Annotated in this window: 17 protein-coding genes; 16 read left to right on the forward strand and 1 reads right to left on the reverse strand. The window is 50.1% G+C overall.

Features of this window, described 5'->3' with window-relative positions; genetic code table 11:
• Positions 1–217: 217 nt before the first annotated feature.
• A complete protein-coding gene (locus tag AC3Y5R_RS21960; RefSeq protein ID WP_489923096.1) occupies positions 218–862 on the reverse strand; it encodes a LexA family protein in 645 nt (214 codons plus the stop codon).
• A gap of 97 nt (positions 863–959) precedes the next feature.
• On the opposite strand from AC3Y5R_RS21960, the gene AC3Y5R_RS21965 reads away from it, so the two are divergent.
• The 16 genes from AC3Y5R_RS21965 (at position 960) to AC3Y5R_RS22040 (ending at position 9,825) form a co-directional block, all read left to right on the forward strand.
• Positions 960–1,169: a Cro/CI family transcriptional regulator gene (locus AC3Y5R_RS21965; protein ID WP_489923097.1), complete on the forward strand. Its 210-nt coding sequence runs from the start codon at positions 960–962 to the stop codon at positions 1,167–1,169.
• Between the two features lie 36 nt (positions 1,170–1,205).
• Entirely contained in the window at positions 1,206–1,658 is a 453-nt protein-coding gene (locus AC3Y5R_RS21970) for a hypothetical protein (RefSeq protein ID WP_489923098.1), read from the forward strand.
• A 28-nt stretch (positions 1,659–1,686) separates the two neighbouring features.
• Positions 1,687–2,151: a YmfL family putative regulatory protein gene (locus AC3Y5R_RS21975; RefSeq protein ID WP_489923099.1), complete on the forward strand. Its 465-nt coding sequence runs from the start codon at positions 1,687–1,689 to the stop codon at positions 2,149–2,151.
• 555 nt (positions 2,152–2,706) lie between these two features.
• Positions 2,707–4,239: a DEAD/DEAH box helicase gene (locus AC3Y5R_RS21980; RefSeq protein WP_489923100.1), complete on the forward strand. Its 1,533-nt coding sequence runs from the start codon at positions 2,707–2,709 to the stop codon at positions 4,237–4,239.
• The gene (locus AC3Y5R_RS21985; protein WP_489923101.1) at positions 4,236–5,207 is read left to right on the forward strand and encodes a DUF7146 domain-containing protein; all 972 of its coding nucleotides are present in this window, start codon (positions 4,236–4,238) and stop codon (positions 5,205–5,207) included. Before AC3Y5R_RS21980 ends, AC3Y5R_RS21985 begins: the two co-directional genes overlap by 4 nt.
• The gene (locus AC3Y5R_RS21990) at positions 5,204–5,599 is read left to right on the forward strand and encodes a hypothetical protein (protein ID WP_489923102.1); all 396 of its coding nucleotides are present in this window, start codon (positions 5,204–5,206) and stop codon (positions 5,597–5,599) included. The genes AC3Y5R_RS21985 and AC3Y5R_RS21990 overlap by 4 nt, the downstream gene beginning before the upstream one ends.
• Positions 5,596–6,204, forward strand: coding sequence for a recombination protein NinG (locus AC3Y5R_RS21995; RefSeq protein WP_489923103.1), 609 nt, complete (start codon positions 5,596–5,598; stop codon positions 6,202–6,204). Before AC3Y5R_RS21990 ends, AC3Y5R_RS21995 begins: the two co-directional genes overlap by 4 nt.
• The gene (locus AC3Y5R_RS22000; protein ID WP_489923104.1) at positions 6,201–6,359 is read left to right on the forward strand and encodes a hypothetical protein; all 159 of its coding nucleotides are present in this window, start codon (positions 6,201–6,203) and stop codon (positions 6,357–6,359) included. The genes AC3Y5R_RS21995 and AC3Y5R_RS22000 overlap by 4 nt, the downstream gene beginning before the upstream one ends.
• A complete protein-coding gene (locus tag AC3Y5R_RS22005; protein ID WP_489923105.1) occupies positions 6,356–7,000 on the forward strand; it encodes an MT-A70 family methyltransferase in 645 nt (214 codons plus the stop codon). Before AC3Y5R_RS22000 ends, AC3Y5R_RS22005 begins: the two co-directional genes overlap by 4 nt.
• Complete coding sequence (locus AC3Y5R_RS22010; RefSeq protein WP_489923106.1) at positions 6,993–7,424, forward strand: antiterminator Q family protein; 432 nt, start codon at positions 6,993–6,995, stop codon at positions 7,422–7,424. The genes AC3Y5R_RS22005 and AC3Y5R_RS22010 overlap by 8 nt, the downstream gene beginning before the upstream one ends.
• 248 nt (positions 7,425–7,672) lie before the next feature.
• Complete coding sequence (locus AC3Y5R_RS22015; RefSeq protein ID WP_489923107.1) at positions 7,673–8,023, forward strand: phage holin, lambda family; 351 nt, start codon at positions 7,673–7,675, stop codon at positions 8,021–8,023.
• Entirely contained in the window at positions 8,010–8,435 is a 426-nt protein-coding gene (locus AC3Y5R_RS22020; protein WP_489923108.1) for a lysozyme, read from the forward strand. Before AC3Y5R_RS22015 ends, AC3Y5R_RS22020 begins: the two co-directional genes overlap by 14 nt.
• Positions 8,432–8,890, forward strand: coding sequence for an Rz lytic protein (locus AC3Y5R_RS22025; RefSeq protein ID WP_489923109.1), 459 nt, complete (start codon positions 8,432–8,434; stop codon positions 8,888–8,890). The genes AC3Y5R_RS22020 and AC3Y5R_RS22025 overlap by 4 nt, the downstream gene beginning before the upstream one ends.
• Positions 8,787–9,026, forward strand: coding sequence for an Rz1-like lysis system protein LysC (gene lysC / locus AC3Y5R_RS22030; RefSeq protein ID WP_489923110.1), 240 nt, complete (start codon positions 8,787–8,789; stop codon positions 9,024–9,026). The genes AC3Y5R_RS22025 and lysC overlap by 104 nt, the downstream gene beginning before the upstream one ends.
• A 2-nt stretch (positions 9,027–9,028) precedes the next feature.
• Complete coding sequence (locus tag AC3Y5R_RS22035) at positions 9,029–9,304, forward strand: Acb2/Tad1 domain-containing protein (protein WP_489923111.1); 276 nt, start codon at positions 9,029–9,031, stop codon at positions 9,302–9,304.
• 98 nt (positions 9,305–9,402) lie between these two features.
• Positions 9,403–9,825 (forward strand): hypothetical protein, encoded by a 423-nt coding sequence (locus AC3Y5R_RS22040; RefSeq protein ID WP_489923112.1) that lies wholly within the window; start codon positions 9,403–9,405, stop codon positions 9,823–9,825.
• Positions 9,826–9,970 lie beyond the last annotated feature (145 nt).

Consider the following 9,970-nt stretch of genomic DNA (forward strand, 5'->3'; position numbering starts at 1 on the left):
TCTCTGATGTGCACACCGCCAAACACATAGTTTTTTCCTCCGTAATCATTACGTATGCCGTATTGCCGATGTTCTGGTCCGCCACGGTTCCGACGCATGGTTTAGAGTCGCGCCGTTCGACTGATGGTTAAAATCTAAATTAACTTAGAATAATAATCAAGAAGAAAACCTAAATAATTTTAGATTTTCCGCGAAAGGAGGGTTAGGAAGGAGTGGGTTAGTTACGCATATTGCGGCGGTGTTCAACAACTACACCGATGATAGATATGGGTTCAAGTGCGGAATGTAACGTTTCATAATCTGCGTTCAACGGGATTAATTCAAAAACATCTTCACCTTCCTGAGATCGTCCTCGTGACCTAAATTTCTTGAATGTTGCTTGATCTGAACCGTTCGAAGCTATTACGAAATCGCCAGGGTTAGGTGCCAAGTCAGGGTCGACAACAATAGTGTCACCTTCTTTGAACTCAGGCTCCATAGATTTACCTCTGACTTTCAAAGCGAAAGTACCCATTGAATGAAGTTCGGTCGTCAAAAGATATTCTGTGGTGCCTTCCGGCGTCTGAGCCTCGCTTTCGCTGGTCCATAAACCTGCCTGCACCCAACTGATGATTGGCACTTGCATTGCCCCTAAAGAAGACGGTGACACATTTGAAGCGTCCTCTTTGCCAGTGAGCAGGTAGTTTTCACTTACGCCGAAATATCGAGCAAGCTTAGTGAGAGACAATCCCCCAGGTTTGTTCTGATCCTTCTCCCAATAACCGATCGTTACGTCAGATACACCTACCAGTTTTGCCAACTGAACTTGTGTAAGTTTTCGCTCTTTTCTCAGCGCCAGCAAGCGCGAACCAAATGAACCCACAATCATCTTCCCTTGTAATAAACCTAAATTATTTTAGTTTTTATTGACCAAAATTAAGTTAGGTAATAGTATCTAAAAAAATTTAGGAGAAACGTGCATGACTACGACTGAGCTTGAACAGTTTTTTGGTACGCCGAATAAGGCCGCCGAATTTTTTGGCGTTTCGCCGGAGGCTTTTTATCAATGGAGAAAAAGGCCTGGTGGCCTAATCCCGAAAGGTAAAGCAGCAGAGGCTGCATTACGCACAAATGGCAAATTGATATTCCGCCCCGAAATTTACGCCAAGAATACCCATTCTAAGGCGTAACCAAAACTACCAAAGAAAAAACAAAGAGGTAGGTACATGAATTACGAGTTTTTTGAGCGTTTAAACCGACAGGTTCCGGGGTCAGTGAAAATTGATCGCGATAATTCGACGGTGACGCTAATTGGCTGGACGTTAGAAGAATTTAATGAACCCGGTCAGAAGCAGAACAGTGCCAAGCAGATTGAAGAAACGACCAGCGGGTTTAACTGTTCTCATCCTGAAAGTGAAAACTCGTTCCCTAAACACATTTTCTTGGTAGATGGCCGTTTTAAGAGGGTGATTAATCCACTCTCCTATTCCGACAGAGACACATCCAAGTGCGATGAGGCCTGTTGCCTTAGCCGGGTAAGCGGGAAACAAGCCTGCGCCAGCGAGAAGGAAAACGAAGCTGCCGAGGGCGATAAGAACCTTGTACCAGTGGTCAAGAGCAAGCTTAGAAAGTGGATTTTGCATGTTCGGGAATTCCTGTTCTCACCAATCGGCAAATGATAGCCCTGAACTCAAGGATTACAAAGTGATGACAGACATCAAAGCAGTAGTGAACGCCATGTGCAAGGCGATTCCCGGAGGTCAGGGAGCGATGGCTGGTGCGCTTGGAATGACTCTTACCACATTCAGAAACAACCTGTACGAGAAAAACGGCTGCCGGTTCTTTGAAATCCATGAACTTGAAGCGATGGAAGACCTCTCTGACACAAACCTGTTGGCAGATTACTTCGCCCGTCGACGCGGTGCATTGCTGGTGGATGTACCGAAATTCGAAGACCTGGATCAAGTCGAGCTTTTCAGCAAAGCCGTGAAGACAGCGGCGATGCGTGGGCATGTTGATCAGGTCATTCAGCAGGCGATGGAAGATGGGGTAATTGACGACGCTGAAGCCAGTGAAATTGCTCGTTATCACCGCAAGCATCTTGCTGCACGTGACGAAGAGGTTAAGGCGATTCTGGCTGTGTTTGGACGTACGCGGAAGCCCATCAAGTGACGCGGCAGCCAGTGTTCTCAGGAGGCCCATAACGTGTCGTAAGTGCCATGAGGGTTACACATGCATTCAGAAGAGTATGCAAACACAGTCATGCCCACAGCATTTGCTCGTGAGGACAGGGCATGGATACAGGAACAACTCGCACAGCTCCCCCTGGGCATGCGGGGAAAAATCGCATCAGCGTATGCGCAGGCGTACCAGGAGGCGTTCGATGCAGAGCTGGTTTCATTCCGACAGGAGAACGCAGCGCGGAGAACGGCAAACAAGCGGCTACGGGAGTTTTGCCAGCGTTACAGCCCGGCGATCCGGGGATACACAGTAAAACCGCCAACAGTACGGTAATTCGAACTTAAACGGCCAGACGTTTAGACGGCCAGATGTTTTTTTGAATGGGGGAGAGGGGAAGGGTAAGAGGGGGGTAAGGGGGGAGATCGGGTTGGGGTGTGGGGGCAGGAACAGCTTTTCCAGAGAAGGTGATCTTAAAGGGATCACCATTGAGTGACCGCCGACAGACGTTTAGACGGCTAAATAAAAATAATCATTTCAGGAGGGGCAATGCTCAGTATTCAACCACGCGAAAAGCAGGTCGTCGCATTGAACATGTTACGAGCGGCCTGGAAACAATACGGTTCATTCATGATGTATGCGCCGGTTGGTTTCGGGAAAACTGCAATTGCAGCGCTGATAGCACATGGATTTGTCACGCGGCAGATGCGCGTAATGTTTGTTGCCCCGTATACCGTCCTGTTGGACCAGACCGCAAAGCGTTTCATTGAGTACGGCCTGCCCGCTGAAGAAATCAGTTACGTCTGGTGCGATCACCCATCATACAACCCTAATTGCCTGATCCAGATTGCATCAGCAGATACGCTTATCCGCCGCAAATTCCCGGATAACATCGACCTGCTGATCATCGATGAGGCCCACCTCAAGCGCAAAAAGCTTCTGGAAGTAATTTCCTATTTGACCAATGAAACTGATGTGAAGGTATTGGGTCTGTCAGGCACTCCCTTTGCAAAGTTTCTGGGAAATTACTATCACAAGCTGATCAAGCCTACGACGATGAAAGAGCTGATCCAGATTGGTGCCCTCAGCAAATATGAATTTTACGCCCCCTCACATCCGGACCTTTCCAAAGTAAAAACGTCTGTCCAGGCAGGTTACGGCTCCGACTACAACGAAGAGCAGATCGGCCAGATCATGAGCGAGGCTAAATTGGTCGGCGACATCGTGAATAACTGGCTGGAGAACGGCGAGAACAGACCCACTATTTGTTTTTGCGTCAACGTAGCTCACGCCAACTTCGTAACGGTCGAATTTACCCGTGCCGGGGTGGCAGTAGAGGTCATGACAGCAAGCACACCTCATGACGAGCGCCAGCTGACGATCCGCAGATTTGAGCAGGGCATAACAAAAATCATCGTTAACGTCGGCGTGCTGGTGGCCGGGTTCGACAGTGATGTACGTTGCATCATCTTTGCCCGCCCCACCAAATCGCAGATGCGCTGGATTCAAATCCTCGGGCGTGGTCTGCGCCCTGCACCTGGAAAAGACCATTGCCTGATCTTCGATCACAGCGGCACGGTTAATAAGCTGGGTTATCCGGATGATATTGAATATGACTACCTGCCAGCAGATTCAGACGGCATGGAAGATGCCCCTGCCCGCGTTGAACGTGTCGATGAGCCAGAGCGTTTGCCAAAAGAATGCACCCAGTGCCACTACGTGAAGCCAGTCGGCGTGTACATCTGCCCGATGTGTGGATTCAAACCGCTGGCCGGGGAGGATTTCGAAACTGACCGCAGCCGTAAATTAACCAAAGTTAAAAAGAGCCAGACCACGTTCACTACTGAGCAAAAACAAAGCTGGTGGTCGCAAATTCTCTATTACCAGCGTTCCCGAAGTGCCCAGGGTAAACCCGTCAGCGATGGATGGTGCGCTCACACCTACCGCCAGAAATTTCTGGTGTGGCCTAAAGGGCTTCACCGTACCCCGCAGGAACTGACCCCAGAGGTCAGCAATTTTATCAAGTCAAAGCAGATCGCATACGCGAGAGGCAAACAGAAGCAGGAAGGTAACGCAGCATGAATACAAAACAAGCCGCTATTGGTCGTTGGGGTGAAATATTTGAGTATTACCAGTTACCGGCCATCACAGGCAAAAACCATTTCAAAGGTGCCTGTCCGCTGTGTGGGAAAAAGGGCAAGTATCGTTGTGATGATTACAACGGAACCGGCTCATACATTTGTGTGTGTGGATCAGGTGATGGCTGGGCGCTGCTGACCGCCGCCACTAAAAAGGATTTTAAGCAGTTGGCCGCAGAGGTTGACCAGCTGATCGGCAACACGTTTGAAGCCAGGCGTAATAATGGTCCTGTTGAAAAATCCCCGGTTGCGAAACAGCGGGAAGCGGTCAGCCGCAAATTTGCAAAACTGGTACATCTGAAAGATACCAGCGCAGATCGCTACCTGCAGGGGAGAGGAATTAACGTGCTTCCCCTTGATCAGGTCCGGTTCTGTGAAAAGCAAAAGGCAACGGGTGGTGAGTTCCAGTCTATCTATGCACTTGCTACGGACGACAAAGGGGAGCTGTGCTATCTGCACCGCACGCTTCTTGATGGGGATAAAAAAGCATCCACAGGCGGCGCAGCGAAAAAGATGTTGAAGCTTCAGAACGATAGCTATCTGGATCATGCCCGTTCGGTAGCCATTCGCATGTTTCCGCCAGCCAGCACACTCGGCATCGCAGAAGGGATAGAGACAGCGCTGTCAGCTCACCAGATCACTAAATGTAATACCTGGGCAACGCTGAACACCACATTTATGAAACGCTTCCGGGTTCCGCTGGGGGTAAAACACCTGATTATTTTTGCTGATGCCGATACGAACGCGGCAGGACACGCTGCAGCATTCGAATGTGCCAGGGCAAACCTGCATGAAAAAAACGACCTGTTGCAGGTATCTGTACGCTGGCCCCGCCGTGGTGATTTTAACAATCTGCTGGCAGATGGGTCGGAAGTCTATGAATGGACTTTTCAGAGGGGGACAGAACATTGAATCCTGCAATCAAAAAGACGCTGGCGCACCTGAAGGCCAACCCCGGATCAACGGTGGCACAAATTTGTAACGCGACAGGGGTGAACAAAAGAACCGCCCTGGACATTCTGAATGATCTGATGGCCGCCGCTGAGGTTGAAAAGGTTATCGCCACTGGCCTGATGTCCGTTTACTTTCTGCGAGTCACCTCTCGTCAGGACAACAGGCTTAACGCTGCCCGGCAGGCAGCACTGAGTCTGGAAAGCAAAAAGTTATGGAACCGTGCGGCCCGGCAATGGCTTGTTGCGTTCGATCTGGCCCGTCAGGTTCACGACAGGGAAGAGATAGCCCGCAGAAGAGAGAAGTGCATCAGCTATGGGAAGGCATTTATACCAGCGGGGTATTCCCAGTGAAGAAACCAAAGGCAAAGATATACAAGGCCAAGAAGTGCGCCCAGTGCGGTAAAACCTTCACACCTGATCGCTATCTGCAAAAAGTATGTGGGCCACTGTGTGCGGTGAAATATCAACGAGAGGCCCGGTTAAGAAAAACTGAGGCTGAAAGAAAGGACAAGTTAAAAATACGGAAAAAGTTTCTTCAGCCCAGAAGCTATTTCCTGAGCAAAGCCCAAACCGCTTTTAATGCATTTATACGTGAAAGGGACGAGGGAAAACCGTGTCCCAGTTGCGGAAATTATCATCCCCCAATGATATTCGGCGGTCAGTGGGATTGCGGGCATTACATGAGTGTTGGTGCTCGCCCTGAACTGAGATTTGAAGAAAAGAACGCATACCGCCAGTGCAAAAAGTGCAACGGTGGCTCAGGACGGTTTACTGCAAAAAACAAAACCGTACATGAGAGGTACAGGGAAACGCTACTTAAATGGTTTGGACCGCAGCTGGTGGAATGGCTTGAGGGGCCGCACGCTGCTCAGCATTACACGACAGATGAGCTTGAAGATATAGCCGCTAAATATCGCCGCAAGACGCGGGAACTGAAGAAGGAAAAGGCAGCATGATCACTTTAATGCTGGTGGTTTATTCATTCCTGGCGGGTATGACCGCTGAATACTGCCATGACCATCTGACCGAAAAAAATAAACTTGATGGCAGAATACTGACTGCGCTGGTGTGTGGCGTTATCTGGCCTTACACCCTCTGGAGGGCAAGATGATTTACCAGCTGATATATGCCGATCCTCCCTGGTCCTACGGAAACACTATCAGTAATGGCGCTGCCAATAATCATTACAGCACCATGACTATGACAGATCTATGTCGTGTGCCAGTCTGGAAGCTTGCAGCGGAGAATGCAGTCCTGGCGATGTGGTACACAGGTACACACAGCGAAGAGGCCCGCGAATTGGCTAAAGCCTGGGGTTTCACCGTCAGGACAATGAAAGGCTTAACTTGGGTGAAGCTGAACCAGTTGGCTGAACAGCGATTCAATAAGGCGCTGGTGGAGCAAACCCTTTTCGACTTTAACGATCTGCTGGAAATGCTCAACGCTGAAACGCGCATGAACGGCGGCAACCACACGCGCGCCAACACTGAAGACTTGCTGATTGCTACCTGCGGAACCGGGCTACTCCGCGCCAGCGCATCTGTAAAGCAGGTTATTTTCTCCTGCCTGGGTGAACACAGTGAGAAACCCGCAGAAGCGAGGTTTCGACTTGAGCAGCTTTATGGCGATGTCCGCCGTATTGAATTATTCGCCCGAAAAAGTGCTGACGGTTGGGACTGCTGGGGTAATCAGTGCGAGAGCGTTGTTGAGATGTTTCCGGGAACGTTTAACGAGGTGCGAAATAATGCGTGATATTCAGATGGTACTTGAACGTTATGGAGCATGGGCCGCCGTAGAGGGTGTCAGCGTCGATTATTCGGCTATTGCAGCCGGTTTTAAAGGGCTACTCCCATCAAGCAGCAAGAGCCGCCCATCATGCAGCGATAACGATGGAATGATTGTTGATGCCGCTATGGGTTGCCTGAAAAAGAAGGACGCGCATTTATATATGCTGCTGACCTGGTATTACGTCTTCACAACACCAGTTCGGGCTATAGGTGATCGTCTGGGCATATCACATACGCAGGTTCTAAAACGATTACAGTCAGCCGAAGGATTTATTGACGGGTGCCTTAGCATGCTGGGAACGCCGCTTGAAATGGATAAACAATGCACCAGAGAAAATATTTACCCACCAATGCCAAAAAAGGTTGTGGAATTCCAGAACGCACTTTAATCTGCTATGAGTTGCCACAACGCACTGACACATAATCATCGAAACCTCGCTATTTTGCGGGGTTTTTCGCTTTATTAGCCTCGGGCTGACGGGCCAGTTATTTATCGCGATAATGCGTCGGGGCAACTTACAACATATAGACGCCTAGCGGAGATGGGCTCCCGCACCATTTATTAATGGCTCACTTTTGTGGGCCTTTTTTATTTCAAACAGCAAGCCGCCATCATCCCGGTGGCGGGAACAGGCGTATGTCTCCAGAACAAGACCCAGGCTTTTGGGCCAACGTATTGCTATGGCTCTACAGCCACAAGACCGAATGGGGATATGCCGGAGTAGCGGGCATGTTTTCACTATTACGAAATGCATACGCAAAAAGCCCCTGGAGTAATCGTGTTCTTGACGCTGTGTCATGCAGCGCTCTGGCGTTCTTCGCTGCGCCGACGCTTCAGGTGATCGGGGCTGTATTCAACTGGAGCGTACCGGACGCAGCCGCACAGGTTTTTGCGGTGTACATCGGCTATGTGGGTAACGACTACATCAGCGAGAAATTACGTGGCTGGATAAGCCGCAAAGCAGGAGATACCAATGAAAGTCAGTAACGCAGGCGTTGACCTCATCAAGCGCTTTGAAGGGGTAAAACTCAAGGCATACAGAGACAGCGTTGGTATTCCCACTATTGGCTACGGTCACACTCATGCTGTGAAGGATGGCGATGTGATCACCGGCCAGCAGGCTGATGAGTTTCTTCGTGAGGATTTAGCTGTTGCCGAACTGGCGGTGAATACAAACGTCAGAGTGCCGATCAGTCAGGGCCAGTTTGATGCGATGGTCTCATTCGTGTTTAACCTCGGAGCCGGAAACTTCGTCAAATCCACGCTGCTGAAAAAGCTGAATGCTGGCGACTATGACGGTGCGTCCGCTGAGTTTGGGCGCTGGGTTCAGGCTGGGGGTAAAACCCTTCCAGGTCTCGTTAAGCGTCGGGCAGCAGAAAGGGAGATGTTTACAACATGACCCTCACAATCATCAACTTCTTCAAAAACTATTCTCCGGTCATTGTGGTGGGCCTCATCTGTGTAGCGCTGTGGGGTCTTCATGCCCGAAATTCTCAGCTGACGGCCACCAATGAGCGCCTGGAGCAGTTGTCGAACAGCAAAGACTCGCAGATTAACGATCTGCGCTCAAAGAACGATGACCTGGCGGATAGCGTAAAAGAACTGGTCACAGCAGTAAACCAGCAGAATGCCGTCATGTCTCAGGTTACTGAGCAACGGGCAGTTACAGCACAGCAGAACAGGACTCTTCAGAATGAAATCAAGCGTTATCTCGCGGCGGATAAGTGTGCTGTTGCTCCTGTGCCCGCTGATGCTGTTGACCGGCTGCGCGACGCAGCAAAAGCCGCCAGTGGAGTACCGGACGGTAAAGCAGCCAGCGGTAAGCCTGCCAGCGGCGCTGACAAGCCAGATTGATGTTCCGCCAGTGCCGGACACCATGACATTTGGCGGCAGCGTCCAGCTTAATGCTGAGCTGTTCGGCCTGCTGGGGCAATGCAACATTGACCGCTCAGGTATCCGGAAAATCGAATCCTCCCGACAAGGTAAATAACCATGAGTGAAGCAGAACCGCAGGACGGCAGCACCGTTAAAGGCTACCGGACTTTATCCTATGGCGAAATCGGCAAGATGAATCAGTTTAAAGAGATCAGCCGCCAGTTCCTTGCAATGCTCCATCAGCACGGAGAGGATTTAGGAAACGATCCCTCTCTGTACAACACGCCTGAAGCATATGATGCCTTCGAATGGCTGCGAGAGGCACGGAAAGATATGCAGCGGGCATGCATGGCCGCCTGTCGTTCGGTAGCGCGTCCTGAAGGCGATTGCTGATGCATTACAGAGCATTCCTCCAAGGGTGCTCGATAATGCAGAATTAATTTACTGTCGCCCCGGCGGCGCCATACCCACTTTTCAGCAGGATATTCTTTATGAAGCAGATAGGCCTCAAAGACGTAATGAGTAACATGGTAATAAGCATGCGGGAGGATGGATTTATTATGAGTAGTGCAGCAGGAACCGCAAGGTACGATGCGTATGGCACAAGACGAACCGTTACAGGAATTCCGGAATATTTCCCAGTGTCACTGCACGTTGAGGACAGAACCCCAAAAGGCGACAGCTCTGTTGGCGGTAATATCAGCAAAGAAGTTCGCCAGTGGTCTGAGAAGTCTGAACAAGTGGCTGATGTTATTGATAAGCACTTGTATGATTTTCCTGAGATTGACCTGTCAAATCTTGATGGTAAGCGAGTTGCTATCCATCTGGGCACGAGATATACGGTGATATCGGGTCTCGTTAAACCTGATGCAATTACCAGCATGTTGAAAATGAGAAAGTCTGATGGTGAATAATGATTATTACACCCGGCACGATAATCATCGGTGGTAACCAGACCGGGCTGCAGATACCCGGCGTTACATTACAGCCGCCGCTGATCGGGTGGATCAAAAGCCGCAGAGGTACAACGCTGGTTACGGTCAGCACATGGTAAAAGAG

The sequence above is a fragment of the Erwinia sp. 009765445 genome (assembly GCF_058137865.1).

Coding starts and splice junctions, on each gene's coding strand:
- AC3Y5R_RS21965 (WP_489923097.1), top strand. CDS start 960: ATGACTACGACTGAGCTTGAACAGTTTTTTGGTACGCCGAATAAGGCC.
- AC3Y5R_RS21970 (WP_489923098.1), top strand. CDS start 1,206: ATGAATTACGAGTTTTTTGAGCGTTTAAACCGACAGGTTCCGGGGTCA.
- AC3Y5R_RS21975 (WP_489923099.1), top strand. CDS start 1,687: ATGACAGACATCAAAGCAGTAGTGAACGCCATGTGCAAGGCGATTCCC.
- AC3Y5R_RS21980 (WP_489923100.1), top strand. CDS start 2,707: ATGCTCAGTATTCAACCACGCGAAAAGCAGGTCGTCGCATTGAACATG.
- AC3Y5R_RS21985 (WP_489923101.1), top strand. CDS start 4,236: ATGAATACAAAACAAGCCGCTATTGGTCGTTGGGGTGAAATATTTGAG.
- AC3Y5R_RS22000 (WP_489923104.1), top strand. CDS start 6,201: ATGATCACTTTAATGCTGGTGGTTTATTCATTCCTGGCGGGTATGACC.
- AC3Y5R_RS22005 (WP_489923105.1), top strand. CDS start 6,356: ATGATTTACCAGCTGATATATGCCGATCCTCCCTGGTCCTACGGAAAC.
- AC3Y5R_RS22010 (WP_489923106.1), top strand. CDS start 6,993: ATGCGTGATATTCAGATGGTACTTGAACGTTATGGAGCATGGGCCGCC.
- AC3Y5R_RS22015 (WP_489923107.1), top strand. CDS start 7,673: ATGTCTCCAGAACAAGACCCAGGCTTTTGGGCCAACGTATTGCTATGG.
- AC3Y5R_RS22020 (WP_489923108.1), top strand. CDS start 8,010: ATGAAAGTCAGTAACGCAGGCGTTGACCTCATCAAGCGCTTTGAAGGG.
- AC3Y5R_RS22025 (WP_489923109.1), top strand. CDS start 8,432: ATGACCCTCACAATCATCAACTTCTTCAAAAACTATTCTCCGGTCATT.
- lysC (WP_489923110.1), top strand. CDS start 8,787: ATGCTGTTGACCGGCTGCGCGACGCAGCAAAAGCCGCCAGTGGAGTAC.
- AC3Y5R_RS22035 (WP_489923111.1), top strand. CDS start 9,029: ATGAGTGAAGCAGAACCGCAGGACGGCAGCACCGTTAAAGGCTACCGG.
- AC3Y5R_RS22040 (WP_489923112.1), top strand. CDS start 9,403: ATGAAGCAGATAGGCCTCAAAGACGTAATGAGTAACATGGTAATAAGC.